The organism is Legionellales bacterium, from assembly GCA_026125385.1.
GTDB lineage: Bacteria > Pseudomonadota > Gammaproteobacteria > JAHCLG01 > JAHCLG01 > JAHCLG01.
Genome location: JAHCLG010000024.1, coordinates 1 through 19,278 on the forward strand (window position 1 = coordinate 1; position 19,278 = coordinate 19,278).

Annotated in this window: 21 protein-coding genes; 9 read left to right on the forward strand and 12 right to left on the reverse strand. The window is 38.3% G+C overall.

The window, feature by feature from the left end; translation table 11 throughout:
* The 5 genes from KIT27_09115 to KIT27_09135 all read right to left on the reverse strand — a co-directional run.
* On the reverse strand, positions 1-115 hold a 115-nt coding region (locus KIT27_09115), incomplete at its 3' end, for a RidA family protein (protein ID MCW5589806.1).
* A gap of 12 nt (positions 116-127) precedes the next feature.
* Complete coding sequence (gene spoT, locus KIT27_09120; GenBank protein MCW5589807.1) at positions 128-2,239, reverse strand: bifunctional GTP diphosphokinase/guanosine-3',5'-bis pyrophosphate 3'-pyrophosphohydrolase; 2,112 nt, start codon at positions 2,237-2,239, stop codon at positions 128-130.
* Positions 2,240-2,245: 6 nt separating this feature from the next.
* Entirely contained in the window at positions 2,246-2,554 is a 309-nt protein-coding gene (gene rpoZ, locus KIT27_09125) for a DNA-directed RNA polymerase subunit omega (GenBank protein ID MCW5589808.1), read from the reverse strand.
* Between the two features lie 77 nt (positions 2,555-2,631).
* Positions 2,632-3,252 (reverse strand): guanylate kinase, encoded by a 621-nt coding sequence (gmk, locus tag KIT27_09130; GenBank protein MCW5589809.1) that lies wholly within the window; start codon positions 3,250-3,252, stop codon positions 2,632-2,634.
* Between the two features lie 8 nt (positions 3,253-3,260).
* Positions 3,261-4,127 carry a YicC family protein gene (locus KIT27_09135; protein MCW5589810.1) on the reverse strand — a complete coding sequence of 289 codons (867 nt, stop codon included), beginning with the start codon at positions 4,125-4,127 and terminating at the stop codon, positions 3,261-3,263.
* A 110-nt stretch (positions 4,128-4,237) separates the two neighbouring features.
* On the opposite strand from KIT27_09135, the gene KIT27_09140 reads away from it, so the two are divergent.
* From KIT27_09140 to KIT27_09155, 4 genes are all read left to right on the forward strand, one after another.
* A complete protein-coding gene (locus KIT27_09140; protein MCW5589811.1) occupies positions 4,238-4,492 on the forward strand; it encodes a hypothetical protein in 255 nt (84 codons plus the stop codon).
* Between the two features lie 87 nt (positions 4,493-4,579).
* On the forward strand, positions 4,580-5,305 hold the full coding sequence (gene rph / locus KIT27_09145) for a ribonuclease PH (GenBank protein MCW5589812.1): 726 nt from the start codon (positions 4,580-4,582) through the stop codon (positions 5,303-5,305).
* Between the two features lie 238 nt (positions 5,306-5,543).
* Positions 5,544-6,116 carry a TetR/AcrR family transcriptional regulator gene (locus KIT27_09150; GenBank protein MCW5589813.1) on the forward strand — a complete coding sequence of 191 codons (573 nt, stop codon included), beginning with the start codon at positions 5,544-5,546 and terminating at the stop codon, positions 6,114-6,116.
* Between the two features lie 203 nt (positions 6,117-6,319).
* Complete coding sequence (locus KIT27_09155) at positions 6,320-7,126, forward strand: iron-containing redox enzyme family protein (protein MCW5589814.1); 807 nt, start codon at positions 6,320-6,322, stop codon at positions 7,124-7,126.
* A 238-nt stretch (positions 7,127-7,364) separates the two neighbouring features.
* Here the strand turns inward: KIT27_09155 and KIT27_09160 are convergent, their stop codons facing one another.
* The 3 genes from KIT27_09160 to xth form a co-directional block, all read right to left on the reverse strand.
* Entirely contained in the window at positions 7,365-8,660 is a 1,296-nt protein-coding gene (locus KIT27_09160) for a hypothetical protein (GenBank protein MCW5589815.1), read from the reverse strand.
* 126 nt (positions 8,661-8,786) lie between these two features.
* Positions 8,787-9,617, reverse strand: coding sequence for a hypothetical protein (locus KIT27_09165; GenBank protein MCW5589816.1), 831 nt, complete (start codon positions 9,615-9,617; stop codon positions 8,787-8,789).
* 165 nt (positions 9,618-9,782) lie between these two features.
* Positions 9,783-10,553 carry an exodeoxyribonuclease III gene (gene xth, locus KIT27_09170; protein MCW5589817.1) on the reverse strand — a complete coding sequence of 257 codons (771 nt, stop codon included), beginning with the start codon at positions 10,551-10,553 and terminating at the stop codon, positions 9,783-9,785.
* Positions 10,554-10,590: 37 nt separating this feature from the next.
* Here xth and pyrE point away from each other — a divergent pair, with 37 nt between their 5' ends.
* Positions 10,591-11,244, forward strand: coding sequence for an orotate phosphoribosyltransferase (gene pyrE / locus KIT27_09175; protein ID MCW5589818.1), 654 nt, complete (start codon positions 10,591-10,593; stop codon positions 11,242-11,244).
* 13 nt (positions 11,245-11,257) lie between these two features.
* Complete coding sequence (locus tag KIT27_09180; protein MCW5589819.1) at positions 11,258-11,776, forward strand: DUF4124 domain-containing protein; 519 nt, start codon at positions 11,258-11,260, stop codon at positions 11,774-11,776.
* Between the two features lie 56 nt (positions 11,777-11,832).
* On the opposite strand, the gene KIT27_09185 is transcribed toward KIT27_09180, so the two are convergent.
* Positions 11,833-14,235, reverse strand: coding sequence for a protein kinase family protein (locus KIT27_09185; GenBank protein ID MCW5589820.1), 2,403 nt, complete (start codon positions 14,233-14,235; stop codon positions 11,833-11,835).
* 296 nt (positions 14,236-14,531) lie between these two features.
* The gene (locus KIT27_09190) at positions 14,532-14,765 is read right to left on the reverse strand and encodes a glycine zipper 2TM domain-containing protein (GenBank protein MCW5589821.1); all 234 of its coding nucleotides are present in this window, start codon (positions 14,763-14,765) and stop codon (positions 14,532-14,534) included.
* Between the two features lie 136 nt (positions 14,766-14,901).
* Here KIT27_09190 and KIT27_09195 point away from each other — a divergent pair, with 136 nt between their 5' ends.
* Together KIT27_09195 and KIT27_09200 are read left to right on the forward strand one after the other, a co-directional pair.
* Entirely contained in the window at positions 14,902-15,624 is a 723-nt protein-coding gene (locus KIT27_09195; GenBank protein ID MCW5589822.1) for a class I SAM-dependent methyltransferase, read from the forward strand.
* 85 nt (positions 15,625-15,709) lie between these two features.
* Positions 15,710-16,570 carry a sulfurtransferase gene (locus KIT27_09200; GenBank protein ID MCW5589823.1) on the forward strand — a complete coding sequence of 287 codons (861 nt, stop codon included), beginning with the start codon at positions 15,710-15,712 and terminating at the stop codon, positions 16,568-16,570.
* A gap of 93 nt (positions 16,571-16,663) precedes the next feature.
* On the opposite strand, the gene epmA is transcribed toward KIT27_09200, so the two are convergent.
* Both epmA and efp read right to left on the reverse strand, forming a co-directional pair.
* Positions 16,664-17,614, reverse strand: a complete 951-nt coding sequence (gene epmA, locus KIT27_09205; protein MCW5589824.1) for an elongation factor P--(R)-beta-lysine ligase — start codon at positions 17,612-17,614, stop codon at positions 16,664-16,666.
* A gap of 10 nt (positions 17,615-17,624) precedes the next feature.
* A complete protein-coding gene (efp, locus tag KIT27_09210; protein ID MCW5589825.1) occupies positions 17,625-18,194 on the reverse strand; it encodes an elongation factor P in 570 nt (189 codons plus the stop codon).
* Positions 18,195-18,232: 38 nt separating this feature from the next.
* Here efp and epmB point away from each other — a divergent pair, with 38 nt between their 5' ends.
* Positions 18,233-19,216 (forward strand): EF-P beta-lysylation protein EpmB, encoded by a 984-nt coding sequence (epmB, locus tag KIT27_09215; protein MCW5589826.1) that lies wholly within the window; start codon positions 18,233-18,235, stop codon positions 19,214-19,216.
* Positions 19,217-19,278 lie beyond the last annotated feature (62 nt).

The following is a 19,278-nucleotide window of genomic DNA, read 5'->3' on the forward strand; positions in this document are numbered from 1 at the left end:
CGGGTACTAAGGGGATTTGACCAGAAAGATAAACCATTTGCCCAACTTTAACCGCTTGTGAATACGTTCCAATCGCTTGTGGCGCATTTTTTGAATGAATGATTGTTTTAAGCATGAGATGATCCTTTTAAATTAATTTGCGACGCGTAATTTTTACCACGGATTTTAAGGCGCGAATTCTTCGCATCACTCGAGCCAAATGCGTTCGTCCTTTTACGGACACGGTTAATAATACTTGATGATAACGCCCATCCCGCTGTATTACACTGATATTATCGATATTCGCTTCGGCTGTGGCAATCGAACTGGCTAATAATGCCAGTGCGCCGCGATGATTAGCAATTTCGACATTTAAATCTGCCGGAAATTCACCTTCCACAGACTCTTCCCAACAGACCGAAATATATTTATCGGAGCGATGTTGTAAGTGCTGAACTTTGGGGCATAATTCATGATGAATAATTAATCCACGCCCTTTATCCAACATACCGATGATTTGATCACCAGGAATAGGACGGCAACAGTCGGCATAAGTAATCACCATTCCTTCTGTGCCTTTAATCGCTAAGGGTTGATCAGTTTCGAATGTTTTTAATTTTTCATGGTCGACACCATGCACGATGCGATCGGCGACCACTCGCGCAATTTGATCACCCAAACCGATACTTTCATACAATTGATCTAATTGAGTAAATTGATGATGTTTTAAGACTTCCTCAATTTTTTTCCGATCCATTTTATGAATGGGTTTATCCAAAGCTTGTTCTAATAAGCGTTTGCCTAATGCAATGGATTCTCCCTCTCGTTGTTTTTTTAAATAATGGCGAATACTACTGCGCGCTTTACCCGTTACCACAAAACTTAACCATGCAGGATTAGGGCGTGCTTTCGGTGCTGTAATGATTTCCACGGTTTGACCATTATTGAGTACCGTACTTAAAGGAGCTAGTTTACGATCAATCTTGGAGGCGACACAGGTATTGCCAATATCGGAATGGATCGCATAAGCAAAATCGATGGGAGTTGCGCCTTTTGGTAAATCAAAAATATTGCCTTTAGGAGTAAAGACATAAACTTCTTGCGGAAATAAATCAATTTTAACGTTTTCAATAAATTCGATGGAATCTCCGGCATTTTTTTGCATTTCCAATAAGCCTTGCAACCATTCGCGCGCGCGCACCTGCGCATCGCTAAATGAGTCTGCGCCCGTTTTATAAATCCAATGCGCAGCAATGCCATTTTCGGCGAGTTGATCCATCTGTTCCGTACGAATTTGAATTTCAATCGGCACACCAAATGGCCCGAATAACGTAGTATGTAAAGATTGATAGCCATTGGCTTTAGGGATAGCAATATAATCTTTAAAACGTTCAGGTACCGGTTTATATAAATTATGAACGACGCCTAATACTCGATAACAATTATCAACATCTTTCACAATAATGCGAAAAGCATAAACATCGAGAATTTGCGAAAAAGGTAAATTTTTATTACGCATTTTTTTATAAATGCTGTATAAATGTTTTTCGCGTCCCCACACATGACTGAACGCTAATTGACCACGGGTTAGCGAGGTACGTAAGGCTTTTTCAATAGTATTAATAATTTTTTTCCGATTGCCATGCGCTTTTTTTACGGCATCTGCTAAAATGCGATAGCGTAAAGGATGCAGTGCTGCAAAACCGAGATCTTCAAATTCCACCCGAAAATTATGCATGCCAAGCCGGTTCGCAATAGGCGCATAAATTTCCAAGGTTTCTAAAGCAATCCGTTTACGTTTTACTGGAAGTAACGCACCTAAGGTGCGCATGTTATGAAGTCTATCGGCGAGCTTAATTAAAATTACGCGAATGTCGCGCGCCATCGCCAAGACCATTTTACGAAAATTTTCTGCTTGTGCTTCGGCATGTGATTCAAATTTAATTTGGGTGAGTTTACTCACACCATCGACTAAATCGGCGACTTGCGCACCGAATAAATGCGCAATATCTTTTTTCTCAACGCCCGTATCTTCAATCACATCATGCAATAATGCCGCCATAATGCTTTCAGCATCCAGTCGCATATCGGCCAAAATACAACTGACTGCGACTGGATGAGTGATATAAGGTTCGCCAGTGCGGCGTTTTTGATCGCCGTGTGCGGTTTCAGCGTATAAATACGCTTTTTCAATCTGGTCGACTTGATCGGGATTTAAATATTTTTCAATTTCCTTTTTCAGCGGCTTGAAATATGACATGGGGAATTACCCAATTTGCTCGTCCCCAGTTTGCACGTCCCCAAAAGGTGGTTTTATTACGTTGTTATGATGACTCATTCCTGGTAAATCTTGACTACCTGCACTGTTGTGATCCTCTTCGTTCATCATTTCGCGAGTAATTAATCCTTTGGCGATTTCGCGTAAGGCGACGACGGTGGGTTTATCATTTTCCCAAGCTACGAGCGGATCTTTGCCACTGGTAATAATTTCACGCGCACGTTTGGTGGCGACCATCACTAAATCAAAACGATTTGGGATTTTATTTAAACAATCTTCGACGGTAATGCGAGCCATTTTTTTCTCCACAATAAATATTTTTGTACTTTCTCGGCACCCCATAAGCGCCGATCAATCCTACTATTGTACTGGGTTTAATCTTGCTTTGTCATTAACTTATTAATCAACGACGCTAAATGTAACCGTTGATAGCCTATTTTTAAACGCCGTGCCCGCACGATGGCTTGGAGATCGGCTAAGGCATCCTCAAAGCAATCGTTCACCACGACATAATCATATTCATAACAATGGGCAATTTCCGCTTGAGCTTGGGCAATCCGTTGTTTAATCACGGCATGGCTGTCTTGGGCGCGTCGTTGTAATCGTTCTTCTAAGGTGTGGAGCGAAGGTGGCAAAATAAAAATACCAATGGCTTTAGGCAATAAACGCCGTATTTGTTCCGCACCTTGCCAATCGATTTCTAAAATCACGTCTTGATCTTCGCGTAAGCGCTTTTCCACCCAATGTTGACCCGTACCGTAATAATGATTGAATACTTGCGCATGTTCTAAAAAACAATTGTCTTCGATCATTTGAGTAAAAGTAGATTTATCGACAAAATAATAATGCACGCCATTTTCCTCACCTTCGCGTTGGGGTCTTGTGGTATAGGAAATTGACACAGTCATGTGATGATTTCGTTCGGTTAACGCCGTTACTAAACTGGTTTTTCCCGCGCCTGATGGTGCAGAAATTACAAATAATTGTCCTGTCATAATCCTACCTACTCGATATTTTGAATTTGTTCGCGCATTTGATCGATTAATACTTTTAACTCGACCGTAATTTGACTGATAGCACTATCAGAAACTTTTGCGGCCATGGTATTGGTTTCACGATGCAATTCTTGCATGAGAAAATCCAGTCTACGTCCCGTAGGTTCTGCTTTCACTAATGATTTAGCGACTTCGTCTAAATGCACTTGTAAGCGATCGATTTCTTCAGCAATATCAATTTTTTGGACGAGTAATACTATTTCTTGATTAATGCGACTTTCATCGACATTTTGCACCACCAGACTGACGCGTTTAGTGATTTTGTCGATTAAGGCTTTTTCAATTTCAGGTAACCGTTGTTTAATTTGATTCACTAAATTAATGATCTGTTGTTGTCGATCGACAATAAATTGTTTTAATTTTTCGCCTTCTTGTACGCGATTTGCTAATAATTGTTGTAAGGCGTGTTCATATGACTCTAGGATTTTATGCTCTAGTTGATTACCATCGGGTTCACGTGCAATCACCACTTGTGGCCAGGTTAATAGCGTCGTGGTGTTGAGAGATTTTTCGAGTGAAAATTGTTTGATGAGCGTTTCTTCGGCCAGCAATAATTTTTCAATGAGAGCGGTATTTAATTCAAGAGTGGTGGCCTCGGCTTGATTCAATTGTACTCGTAAACTGCACTCTACTTTGCCACGGGCTAAATAGCGTTGAGAAATTTCACGAAATTTAGGTTCAAGACTGCGAAATTTATCGGGTAACCGCCAGGAAATTTCTAAATAGCGGTGATTCACCGAGCGAATTTCCCAGGTTAAGTCCCCGACACTATTTTGTTCATTGACTACGGCAAATGCCGTCATACTATTAATCATAATAAAAACCTTTCTGCAAATTGGAGGGTATTGTATCGTATGAAGAAAGCTATTGGTATCGTAGAATAGGCTATAGTAATATCTAGAGTTTAACGATATTATTTCCAACCATGAAATATTTATTCACCCTATTCATTCTCTGGCAAACCGGCGTTATCGCCGCTCAAACGCCTATCCATGCAATTTCCGCTCCAACGACTCGCGAATGCGAACTCCAGTGTGATGCGCGCTATCCTGAAATTCGCGATAATGCGAAATATATCGAGTGCTATCAACATTGCGCCAAACACGTTAATCGTAAAAATCCCGTCACCTCGTTTAATCACTCGAACAGCGGAGCACAAAAAATCAACGAGATACGCTAAGCCAGAGTAAAATTGGCAACACGCTTTAGTTTCATATCGCGCTCTGCTCTTGTATCATCACTCCTTTTATTCATTACCGAGGAAATTATGCGTCCGAGTCATCGTCAACCCAATCAGTTACGTCCTATCTCAATTACCCGCCATTTTACCGATTATGCTGAAGGCTCAGTACTCATTTGTGTAGGCAATACCAAAGTTATTTGTAACGCCAGTGTGATAGAAGGCGTACCTCGGTTTTTAAAAGGTGAAAATCAAGGTTGGTTAACTGCGGAATATAGCATGTTACCGCGGGCAACTCACGAACGCAGTGAGCGTGAAGCGGCAAAGGGCAAACAATCAGGCCGTACCATCGAAATCCAACGCTTAATAGGCCGCGCCTTGCGTGCCTGTGTCGATTTAAAAAAACTCGGTGAATATACCTTACAAATCGATTGCGATGTTATTCAAGCCGATGGCGGCACCCGCACCGCCGCAATTACCGGAGCGGCGGTGGCTCTGGCAGATGCGATTACTCATATGCGTCAACATCATTTCTGCAAAAACAATCCATTTTTAGGTTTGATTGCGGCAACCTCTGTTGGCATTCATCAGAATCAAGCCATTCTTGATCTCGAGTATCAAGAAGATTCCGTGGCAGAAACCGATATGAATGTGGTGATGACCGAACAAGGACAGTTTATTGAGTTGCAGGGCACAGCAGAGAATCAGGCATTTTCGGAAACTCAATTGAACAGTATGCTAGCTTTAGCCAAAGGTGGTATTGAAGAATTACTCGCCATTCAGCGCGCCGCTTTGTCATCATCTGTTGAGTAAACGTTAGTTTTCTCGGGAGTTTTGCACTGAAAGTGCGAAACTCCTGTTTCTAAGAAATTGATCGTGACGTCTTTTAACCAAAATCCGGCGAAGGTGCAAACAGTGTATTTGCCATTTTACCGCCATGCTATATACTAGGCGAATTGTCAGGCGAACAGGAAGTTCGTGACAAAGAAGAATAAAAGAGATCGTTTACAGAGTATTTATTCTGGGAAAACAATGCATCAAGGAATCATTTATGGAAACGAAAAAAACCTCAAAAGAACGCTTGATTGAAGCAAGTGGTTATTTATTCCGCGTACGCGGATATCATAATACTTCAATTGCCGATATCGCTAATGCCTGTAATTTACGTAAAGCCAGCATTTACCATCACATTAATAGCAAACAAGAATTAGGCATTGCTGTCTTACAACAATTAAACCAAAATTTTGAAGAGACTATTTTTGCCATTGCCTATGATGAAACACGAGCCCGCATCGAACGTCTCAAAGCATTTGCATTTGCCCTAGAACAATTTTTCAAAGATCGTCAAGGCGGATGTTTAATGGCGAATTTGTCGCTAGAATCTGTGGATACCATTGCTGAATTCGAAGAATTAATCCGTCGTTATTTCGATAATTGCATTAATGCCATTACTCATCTCATTCAACATCAATATGGTCTCGAAAAAGCGCGGCAATTAGCGCTAGATTATGTTGCAACACTCCAGGGTGCTATTTTATTAAGCCGGATTTATAAATCACCCGAAGCATTAATTCGTTTTCGCGATCAATTAATTGGACTCTTAGATCCTAAACTTGAACAATAAGCTCAAAAAATTAAAACATCATTAGCAATATCACGGTTAGCCCTAGTTTTCCGAAATTAGGGCTAATTAAATTTTTTAAACTCTGGTAGTCAAGTCATGAACTACTTCAAATAACGTGTAATTAAAATTTTTCTTTATTACTAAGTCTTGTGCTAAAATCATTTTGTTATCAAGGATGATAATTATTTTCATGGAGATTGATCATGATCAAAGATGAAATCACAACGGCTCACTCATTTGAGCAATTAATCACGCAACTCAAGCAACCGCTTACAACCCACTCAGAATATGACCAACTCGATCCACTAAAATTAGCTGAGATTCGTAAAAACTATGCTTGGATTGCCGATCCAATTTACACCGCAAGTCAAACAATTTTAACGATGCCTTTTTTTGCTTGGATTAAACAATTGCGAAATCCACAAGAATTTAAATGTGCTGCTGTGCAACTCTATTATCATTCAGCCACGTTTCCAAAAGTATTAGGATTAATGTTAGGCCACACTCCAATGAGTGAAAATCATATGATGCCATTTTACGCAAAGCATGCATTGGGTGAAGCGGATCATCATCAATTATTAATGAAGTGGATGTTGCGCCATCAATTATTAATTCGTGCTGAAGAAATTAATCAGGTACTGGTAACACCTGAAACGAATGCCTGTATTAATTTAGGTTATCGCTTGGCTATGGAACACGATCGTGGATTATGGATCGCCGCGATTAATTGCGGCATCGAGCGCTGTTCCAATGATTTTTTTAATCAAGTCGCCCCCAAAATGCACGAGCTTAATGCTGGCGATATTTATTTTGATGTTCACGTCGAAGCCGATGAATATCATAGCATTATGGGCTTACAATACATTACGGTTGATCCTACCGATACGCTTCGCCAACAACAATTAATTCATAAAGGTTTAGAAGGAATTAGTTTATGGGCAGCCATGCTACATTCTTGGATAGGCATAAATTATTTTCCACAATTTAATTTGCAGGGGAAATTAGTATAGTTTTTACTCTATACTTAAAACAGTTGGATTATAATTGAGGAACTAAGTATAAAGCTACGAAGGAGTGTATACTGAATACAATCCCGCCGTAGCTTTAGCTCGACAAAAAAGCCTAAAATTCAAACATGAAGCGTATAGGTTTAAATAAAATATCGTGGGGCAAGCTGCTAGAAATAAATTTAAATTCTACATCAACATCCGCAAAATATTCTAACATTAAATCGCGCACACACCATAATCAGGATAAATTAAATTTTTCATCACCTGGGGGGGCGTTCTCGCGTTTTTGCGCATAATGAGTTAACGGCTGTAAAATCAAATGATAATAATGACGTTTTCGTTCATATACCGCCAAATCAATTAATGCCGTCACTAATTTATTATCTACCATTTTTTCCTTTAATATTTTTTTTGCGTGACGAATTTTTTGTAATGCTGTATATCGAGAAGAAGAAGATCTATGCACGCTATTTTCAGCCTGTAAAAAATACTCTTTAACTTGTTGATACGATTTTTCTAATTTATGCTGGTATCCAGGCAAATGGCTTATCGATTCTTCTATATGTTTTCGCAATAACTGAATATTACGATCTAAGCGCTCTACTTTACGCAAATAAATTGCAATAATCATTCCAGGCTTGTTATTACGCAGCGCAAAAAAAGCCTGTTGATAGTAGCCAAGCTTATCATCATGCCCCACCCGCACTAATTCTAATGCTTTTAAGGAAACACCAGCTACCTGTTTTACATATTGACGGTTAATCCGATCGCAAAAATCATTCTCAATACACATTAACAAACTTTGCTTTTGCGGCGAAGTTTTAGGATTCAGTTCTTGCAAATTTACATTAAGCTCTTGCAGATGCGGATCAATTTTTTGCAGGATCTCAAAATGAGTCAAAGAGTAGGCATCAGGTTTTTCACAATTATTTTGTTGATTTTCTTTATAATTTTTTACACTACGAAAAATTTTTGATATAGATTGATAAAAAAAACCTAACACTCCAATTTCAACCAAAGGCGGAAAAATAACCCCACCTAGAGCATGTAAAAAACCAAGTGAAGGCAATGCATAAGGCAGAAAGCAGGCTACAGCAACAACTATAATACTAATTACAAGCAAACTGAAAATAATTTCTCGTCGCCTACTTGGAGAGGAATTACTATAATCTGACCAATTTTTTACAAGTTCACGCATAATATTTACCGCAAACAACATTTCAAATAAAGCTTTCATGATCACATATATAGCTTTAAAATACTTAATCATTTTATTAATGATAATACTACTTGTTTTTCCACTCGCAACTCGGGAAAGTAAACTTAATGAAGTATTAAAGTGATGCTCACGCTCAAGCTCAGAATCAGGCAGATGCAATGAATGATTCTTTGACCTAGATAAGTCAATTTTAGATAATTGAATATGCTGAAATGAATCTGAAAATTCGATGTTATGCTGGGTTTTTTTAATTAATTCAGAATATTCCTCCATTTTATTTGAAAGGATAAAGCGTTTTATCATTAAGCGAGTCACATTATCTTCTGCATATAAATTTAAAGCATAATGTTCAAATTTATTTAAACTATCAATTTTTGAAAGGGTTGGACTGACTTTTTGAACTTTAAGAAATGCGTGATAATCTTGATTTAAACTAGCTTTTCAATCCAGCTCAATTTGTTGCATTTCTTCGTTTAAGGTATTAAATATCAGCTCACGATCAATTGCTTCAATTTCTTCCACACACTCATCTAAGCGTGTTTCGAAAATTTCGCGCGCGGTCATACAATACCCATTTTTTAAATCTAGAAGTGCTTGCTTAGCACGCTTTGCTCTCCACTCATGCTGAAAGCGCACCGGACCAAGTCCATTAAAATGATGACACTTATTATATTCGAAAACTAACTCTGATTTAAGAATATGGAAATAATCATGTTCAGAAAGTTGTGCTTCTTGCTCAGCCGTAAGCACTAAATCTTGATCTGAAATTAAATTTTCTTGATGACTTTTATGGTTTTTAAAAAAATCAAATGTTTTTTTAATGCCTAAATATACTGCACCGCCAATTCCAAGCTCAATTAATTGTGGAACCAAAAACCCACCAATTTTAGTGATGATTCCTAGCAAAGGAATACTGTAAGGTGCAAAAATTACTAAAGCCACTAAAGCGATGGCAATCGTTATACTGATGGCAAATTCTCGCATAATTTTTTTTCGTTCATGATTATCTTTTGTGTCTTGATAACGTAAAAATGGCTCGATGAGTGAGCGTAATAAATTCAGAGCTGTTAAAATTTCTAAGAGTTGACGAAACATAGCAATGAATGCCCATATACCATTCAGAATAATATTAAGCAAGCGATTGCGTGTTTTACTTTCTAAAAATTCTTGAATATATTGACGAAAAGACACTGAATGTGATATTTGGGCAAATTGGGGGTGTAATATTTTTCTTGACCGAATTGAATCACGTTTCCAAAGTACATTTTTCATTATACCCCCTCATTATTCTTCTAAACATTCGCCTATTCGCCGCTCGCCAATCAAAATAGGAAAGCAGAGAATAGCAATTACTATATTTTTATGAGCGTTTAGGACAAAACCCGCACTGCCTCTTTTTATTATGGTTAGAGAGAGCAAAAACTAAAAAGTTCCAAATTAAATATTATAGTCGATAATTAAAGGTGCGTGATCGGAAAATTTCTCGTCGCGATAAATGGTTTCGCGATAAACCGCATCGCGTAATCCTGGGGTGATAATTTGGTAATCAATCCGCCATCCCACATTATTCGCCCAAGCTTGACCGCGATTAGACCACCACGTATATTGTTCAGCGTTTTTATTAATAACGCGAAACGCATCCACATAGCCCACTTCGGTGAATAACGCATCGATCCAAGCCCGTTCTTCTGGTAAACAGCCTGAATTTTTTTGATTACTGCTAAAATTTTTGATATCAATGCGTTGATGAACGGTATTCCAATCGCCGCCAATAATCAATTGACGTTGTTGTTGACGCCAGTTTTTTAAAATTTCCATGAATTGATCCATAAAAGCAAATTTCACTTGCTGGCGTTCTTCGCCACTTGAACCGGAAGGCAAATACAGTGAAGCCACACTCAATTGTTCAAAATCAATTTGAATATAGCGCCCTTCAGTATCGGCAGTTGCAAATCCTAACCCATATTGAACATTCTCCGGTTTTTTTTTACTATAAATTGCCACGCCACTGTACCCTTTTTTACAACTGGCAGGAAAAAAATACACATGATATCCGGGGGGATGAAATAGCGGATCGTTTAATTGTTCGGCCTGTGCCTTTATTTCTTGCAAGCACACGACATCGGCATGTTGTTGATTAAGCCAAGTAAAAAACCCTTTTTTGGCCGCCGAGCGGATCCCATTGACATTGGCGGTAATAATTCGCATAGTAAATTTTTCCTAATGAGTTGTTGAGAGTAGTCCCATGTCATCTTATTCCCTGGAATTTATTGAATTAGCCATTGAATATCAAGCCTTACGTTTTGGTCAATTCACCTTAAAGTCGGGACGCAATAGTCCATATTTTTATAACGCCGGACAATTTAATACAGGTACTGCCTTAGCAAAATTAGGCAAACTCTACGCTCAAGCGATTATCGCGGCTCATCTGGAATTTGATGTATTATTTGGTCCCGCTTATAAAGGCATTCCCTTAGTATGTGCTGTCGCCATGGCATTTTATCAAGATTATCAACGCGATGTTCCCTTTTGTTTTGATCGTAAAGAAATAAAAGATCACGGTGAAGGCGGATTACTCGTTGGTGCACCTTTACAAGGCCGCGTGTTAATTATTGATGATGTAATTACTGCGGGCACGGCGATTCGTCATTCATTGCAACATGTGGATGGAAACACGAGTACATTAGCCGGCGTTGCCCTGAGTTTTAATCGCCAAGAACGCGGACAAACTGCCTTATCGGCCGTGCAAGAAATCGAGCAGCGCTATCAAGTTCCGGTGATCAGTATTGCAACGCTGAATGATATTATCGATTATTTACAACCCCAAGAACACGCAGCGGAAAAGTTACGACAAATTCGTGAGTATCAGTTAGAATATGGCGTAAATCACACTGACTAAAGGGATGATGAGAATGTCACACCGTAAAAATTTCCTGTTCTTGATTCCGTTCGTAGTATTCTCGTTATTTATTTCACCATTGTGGGCAACCACCATTTATCGTTCGGTCGATGCCAAAGGTGTCACCACATTTTCCGATCGCCAATTAACTAACCATCAAGAAAGCCATGCCATCACCTTGAATAAAGAAGCAACGAATACTTATTCAAATCCTAATACTGCAGAATTATTCACCAATGAAGATGATTTGCAACCTTCAGCCAGCGTGCAACAGCATCTTGCTTCGCAAAAAAAATTGCGCCAAGCGCATCGCGAAATGCTTGCTGCAGAAAATCATCTCAAAGAAAAAACTCTGGATCTGCAACACGCGCAAACTAAGCTTGATAATATTGCCCCCACTTTTGATCAGCAAGTTAATTTACAACAAGCCCAGGTGAGTTTAGCGCAGCAAGCATTGAATGATGCGAAAACGAGTTTGGCACTAGCACAACAACGCGTTCTTCAGGCTATGCATGACGTGAAAAATCATTGAAAAAGCCCGGAACTTTGCAAACACTTTATGACGAAAGTCATGTCGCGGAATCACTATTAATACCTTGGAGTTAGCGTATTTAAATCTGAGGTAGCATTGGGCGTTAGCGCAGGAGTTAATAAACCGATTAATTTTTCGTGTAATGCTTTTTCAGCTTCAATAATTAATGCTGTAGAGAATGAAGTATAGTATTCCATATTTTCATGGAAATTGGGGTTTGAATAGTGTTTGAAGAGTTGATTAGCCAGTTCATTCCCAAAATCAAACGTCGTTCCAGCGGTATCGGGAGCTTTTCTAAAAAAATTGAAACAAGATGACTTTTTTGGTTTTTTTTGAGCTGTTAATAGTGTTTTTAAATACCGGCAAATATTCCAAATGGGTTGATATTCAACGATAAGTTTGAGCATATTCATTTTCTCAGCATGATTTAAATCAGAGTGAATTGTTAGATCCAGATTAGTTTGAAAAGCCTGATAATGTTGATCAAGCACATAACAGTTTAATTTTTCTAAGTGCAGAATGACACTTAAATCATTTGAAATTAGGCGATTAAAGTACGTTTTAATTTTATTAAGATTATTATCATGATTAAACCATGGTTTTTTTAGAAAATTCATCAAATGGATTAATTTTTCTTGCAAAATTTTAATAAACTCATCTCTCTGAGATTGATTAACACTACCAAGATTTTTCTGTAAGCCCTCATCTGATAAAATATCAACCAAACTCAAAAGACCCTCTTCATAAGCAGTAAAATTATTAGAGCCGACGATATCAAAGAGATTCTTCCTATAACTTAACAATATATTGTTGTTAAAATAATGTGTTAATTTTTCATCACACAACTGGTTAATTTTATTGATTATTAATTTTCTTCTAAAGTATAGATCTCGCTGCTGATCATTTTCTAAAGTCAAAGCACTTGATAATACAGCATATAATTTAATTTTATCAGTAGAGCTAAAGCTACTATCCGCACATAATTTAACAAAGCTTACGAATGATTGAGGGTATTGATATTTCTTACTGCGAATTTCAATGTTTATATAATTTAGCAGTAACTGAAATGATTCTAGAAATTTTTGCCCGGTTAAATCATAATGAAAATCCACTATTTTTACCGCAACAGGATTATTTGTAATAAAAATATAATTCACATCGAAATTATTGAAATTATTTTTAATTAACTCTTCCAGTAAAGATTTAAAAAATTGAAATAATTTCAAGGAAGGTTCATTTTCAGATTGTAAAATTTTTAAGGCCGCATTAACGCCCACGCCAGGAATCACATTGGTTAAATCAACGCCATCTTGACTTAATGATTTATAGGAATATTGTATGATTTCTCGTCGGCAATAAGTGTATAATAACGTGTATTTGTCAGGATGGTTAGAATTCCAAATCTTTTCAATGTTTTTAAAAAAATGATGATAATTATTAATGATTCTAATCACTTCATCTGCTATTAAATTTCTTAACGTGCGGTGGAACTTATAGGTAAATAAATACAGCAAGTAACGTTTATTAGGATTACCACTGCAGATTTTTTTTAGATATCGTTCATCCACGTTGCAGAGAACTTCTCTAATTTTTGTTGTTTGATAACGATTATCTATTTTTTCTAATTTTGGAAAATCTTCATTATTGAGACCCGTCTCAATTTTAGCGAAAAGTACTCTTCCAGTTTCGTTTTTAAAGTGTAGCAATAATTTTAAATTAGTAGCAATATTGCTTAGCTCAAATTTTTCTTGAGTTAAATAAAACTCGAAAAAATATAATAAAGACTTAGAAAAATTTAATTTATATAGCTCTCTTCTAATGTAGAAATTTTTCAAAAGAGATTTAATATCCCAGCATGCATTATATTCATCATTACTCTCTTCAGCCAAACCAAAATCAATAAACTTAACTTGGTATTGTTCTGCTGTTTTGTTAATGATAATGTTATTGGCATGAAAATCATTATGAACAAATGCAAGTGTTTGGTACTCCTGTAAAATTGCCAAGAGTATTTTTATAATGTCATCCGCTTCTACTTGGCCAGGATGATTGATTAAATAATTAAAAAGTGTTTTACCTGGATAATAAGGCATGACATAGCCCTTAGCGGTAACTGCGTTGCCGTTACTCTCCACCTTTACTTGCAAAGGAGTTTGGCCATATTCAGAAAAGTTATTCATATTGGCAGGATCGTATTGCAGCCATCGCGCAACTTCACTGCTAATTTGTGTTTGAATGTCAGTATCATTCTTACTGCCCTGAAATACAATTTTTATCAGGAAGTTTTGCCCTTCATTGATATTACCCAATGTGGGGCGAAATACGGCGCCATAGGAGCCATGACCTAAAAACGATCCGAGACAGAATTTTTGGTTTGATGATGATAGCGTGACTTGGGTATTTTCTTCAATTAACCAGCTGTAAATTTGGTTATTGTCTTTAAATTTTATATTAGGCATTGCTTTTTTATTATCTAAATTTGCGTTTTTAATTTATAGTTTTATTGAGCATACATTATAGTTTTTTTGGCAAAAAAGCAAGCAAAATTATGTAACCGAGCGATTTAGAATATCACCATAATTTTTTCCTGTGATTTTATTAGGGCGTGTTGACCATTCACTATGGCTTAACGTAGCTCGTTGGTTTTTAAGTAACTCAGCGCCGTTTACACGAAGTCAATAAGCATCAACGAGACACGACCCGCAGAGTAGCATTATCAACAAAGCCTAACCAATAAAAATAAGATAGCAAGCCATCACCGCTTGCGATCATAATTTTTACCGACTTGATTGCCAATTAATGCCCCACCGACAGTGCCTGCTATGGTTGCAGCAGTCCGACCACTGCCACCGCCAATTTGGCTACCAATCACACCACCTAGAATTCCACCACCGACTGTACCCACGGTTTCACCCGAACCCATGCTCGTACACGCGCTCATACTTGCCACTAAAACCGCTATTCCTGCTATTTTCTCCAGTGTTTTCATGATCATCCTCTCCAGTGGATTGACTTTTTTAACAAGAGTTTCGCACCAATCTGCAACTCCTGTTTAAGTATAGTCACGAAATGGAAAATTGCTGGTATAATAGCGCGAACTAAAACTCCTCTATTGGACACATAAAATGACGCACTCACACGATGTTGGCCGTTTTTTTGATGCAGAATGGAATACTTATCGCGAAATTGTGGCGAATAATGCCTTATGGCACGATGACATGTTTGCAATGTTAAAAACTTGCTTGCAACAGGCTTACGCGGATAAACCCTTTACCCTTGTTGATTTGGGTTGTGGAGATGGCAGCGCCATTGTTGAAAGTTTGGTTAACAGCCCTATTCAACGCTATATTGGCGTAGATGCAGCGGCAGAAACCCTGCAAAAAGCCGATGATATTCTGGCTAAACTGACGTGTGATAAACAATTTCTCTGTGGCGACATGCTCGAGATTCTCACTCAACTTACAACACCCGTCGAGATTATTTTTAGCAGCTATGCTCTCCATCATTTATCTTACCAGCAAAAAGAAGAATTCTTAAAACAATGCCAACAAAAATTGATTCCCGGGGGATATTTATGCTTAGTGGATGGCATTTTAGCCAGAGATGAAACTCGCGAACATTGGATAGAGCGCCTTCAACAACGGATTTTAACGGCCGTTCCCGATCTACCCATTTCGATCCTCAACACCACCATGGAACACCCGAAAACCAGTGATTTTCCTGAAACACTCGCTACTTATCAGCAATTTGCCGAGCAGCAAGCGTGGTTTAAATTTGAAGTGCTAGTGAATAAGCAAGATTTTTGTGCGTTTATGCTGTGGCAAAAGGCGCCACTCTCGCTATCTTAGAGCCTTGTTTAAAACAACACCCTACAGTTTACGCTAAAAGTTTGCTAGAATTCGCGCAGAGTTGAAAACAGCAATCGAGGCTAGCATGACCTATTTAAATATCGCAGCGTATAAATTTGTAACTATCCAACCCGAAAATTTAACTCCCTGGCGAGATGCTTTAAAATTATATACTCGTAGCCAAGGTTTGCGTGGCACTATTTTATTATCGCCCGAAGGAATTAATTTATTCATGGCGGGCCCTGAAAATAAAATTCGCGATTTTCAAATTCATTTAGCCACCTTTTCAGGATGCGAAAATTTAATTTACAAAGAAAGTTTTTCTGACACTCAACCGTTTTCCCGCATGTTAGTTAAAATTAAAGAAGAAATCATTGCCTTTGGACAAGATAATATTGAACCTGCCAAACAAACCGCACCTTATGTTTCACCACAAGAATTTAAACAATGGTATGAAAATAATAAAGATATGATTGTCGTGGATACGCGTAACGACTATGAATATCGCGTAGGAACTTTTAAAAATGCCGTAGATTTACACATTCAACATTTTCGTCAATTTCCCGAAGCCATTCAACACTTAGAAGACTGCAAAGATAAAACCATTGTCACGTTTTGTACGGGTGGAATTCGCTGCGAAAAAGCCGCAGAATTCATGCGTCAACAAGGATTTAATCAAGTGTATCAACTTGAAGGCGGCATTTTAAATTATTTTGAACAATGCGGTGGCGATTTTTACGAAGGCGAATGTTTTGTCTTTGATAAACGTGTAGCACTCGATCCTAATTTACAAGAAAGTGCCACTATCCAATGTTACGCCTGTCGCAATCCATTGACAAAAGACGATCAAGAAAATTGCCAAGGCATATGCCCTTATTGTCACGATCAAACTATCGGCCAACGTTTAGTCAGCGCTGACGCTGCTCTCGACACCGTTTCTCCCTAACGCCATAGTTGGGTTTTTGCCCTCATTTGCCTGCTGGCTATTTTGTAGTATAGGAAAAATTGGTCATGTCGAGATACTTAATTCCTTGGAATATTACATCCTCTTAATCGTAAAACTCATTACTTCAGCAATATCGCGCGTTTGTAATTTAATCATGAGTAAACGATCAAATCCTAAGGCAACACCCGCACACGGTGGTAAGCCTTGTTTTAGGGCTTGAATAAAATACGGATCGATGGCTAAGCTTGGTAATCCTGCTTGTTCTCGCAAAGCTATATCTTGTTGAAAACGTTGTTGTTGCTCTTGGTGATCGCTGAGTTCATGAAAGCCATTGGCTAATTCTATACCTTGAATATAAACTTCAAAACGTTCCGCGTATTCATGATGATTTTCTCGGCGAATTTTCGCAAGTGCCGCTTGTTCTGGCGGGTAGTCGTAAATCATAATTGGTTGATTAAAACCTAATTCCGGCTCAATTAAATGCGTCATTAATAATTCTAAACACGTGGTTTTATCGGTTAGTTCACCATAAAAATTAGGCACTAATGCTTGCGTTAATTCTCTTAATTGAGAGAATGAAATTTCCCAGGGATCGAATTTTAATTTTTCGCTGAATAATGCTTGATACGATTTTTTTTCGGCGGGTAAGGAAGATAATAGAGTTTGTAATAATTCATCGACTTCATTCATTAATTGATGATGATCAAAATCCATTCGGTACCATTCTACTAGGGTAAATTCAGGATTATGTTTTCTACCGATTTCTTGATTGCGAAAGGCTTTACAAATTTGATATATCGAACCCATCCCAGCACATAATAAACGTTTCATGGCATATTCCGGTGAGGTTTGCAAATAATAGGTTGTTTGCGCGGGTTGCAAGAGAGTTGCAAACGCATGCAAATGCAAATCGGTCACCCCGTGACTCGCGAGTAACGGGGTTTCGACTTCTAATACTTGCTTTTTTGCAAAAAACTCGCGGGTTTGTGCTAATAATTGCGCCCGTATTTGCAAATGCAAATTACTGGCTGTTGGTTGCCACATTAAGTCTGAATTATTCTTTGGCACGCGAGACATAGCTACCGTTACGAGTATCGACTTTAATTAATTCGCCATTTTGCACGAATAATGGCACTCGCACCACCGCACCGGTTTCTAAAGTAGCAGGTTTTCCGCCACCACCGCTGGTATCGCCTTTTAACCCCGGATCGGTTTCAACAATTTTTAATACCACAAAATTGGGTGGCATGATGGATAAAGGCGCGCCATTCCACAACGTCATTAAACACATGTCTTGTTCTTTAAGCCATTGTTTGGCATCGGCAAGACCCGCTTCACTTACCGAATATTGTTCAAAACTATCGGGTTGCATAAAATGCCAATATTCACCATCCGTATAAAGATATTGGACATCGACATCGTTGACGTCGGCTGCTTCCACACTTTCACCGGATTTATAGGTGCGTTCAATCACGCGTCCTGTTTTTAAATTACGAATGCGCACGCGATTAAAGGCTTGACCTTTACCTGGTTTAACAAATTCGTTTTCGATAATACTGCAAGGATCACCATCTAAAATGATCTTTAGCCCACTTTTAAATTCATTGGTAGAATACGATGCCATTGAGAACCTCATTTTGTAACCGTAAGGAATTGCATGCGATGATACCGCGAACCCTCCCCTCGAAGCAAACCTGGCAGCAACTTTTACGCACCAGCATTACCTCTGCAACAGAGTTATGCGCTTACTTGGGCTTACCTCCCACTCTGCAACACGACAATAATTTTGCCCTACGAGTACCCAGAGGATTTGTCGATCGCATGCAAAGAAATAATCCGCAGGATCCACTCTTATTACAAGTTTTACCGCAAGCACAAGAATTGACTGAGTATCCAGGATTTAGTCAAGACCCGTTGCAAGAAGCGCAATTTAACCGTATTCCCGGCATTTTGCACAAATACCCAAATCGCATTTTAGTGACTTTAACAGGACATTGCGCGGTGAATTGTCGTTATTGTTTTCGACGGCATTTTCCCTATGCAGAAAATACCTTAGGTACTAAACACTGGGAAAATATTTTTAATTATCTTCGTGAACATCCTGAAGTGAATGAAGTGATTTTAAGTGGTGGTGATCCGTTAATTTTACCCGATGCACTCTTAAAAGAATTTGCAGAAAACATTGCAACCATTTCTCATATCGATACCTTACGCATTCATTCACGCTTACCTATTGTGATCCCCGAACGTATTTGCGATGAATTTATTGCTTGGTTTAGTCAATCGCGTTTGCAACCGGTATTAGTTACTCATTGCAATCATCCCCAAGAAATTAATGAAGCGGTCTCTTGGCATTTACAACAATTATCATGTCACGGAATTACTGCACTCAATCAATCTGTTTTATTAAAACACGTCAATAACGATGCTAAAATTTTAGCGCAATTAAGCAAACAATTATTTGCAGCAAAAGTGTTACCATATTATTTACACCGACTCGATGCGGTAAAAGGCGCTGGTCATTTTGCATTACCGCTAGAAGAAATTCACACGATTTACGCGCAACTACAATGTTTGTTGCCGGGTTATTTATTACCGAAATTAGTACAAGAAATTCCAGGTAAATTACATAAGACTTTAATATGATGAATAGCAATGCAATTTTCAGCAAACATATTTTTTAAAGATTCGGATTCTTATAAAATAAT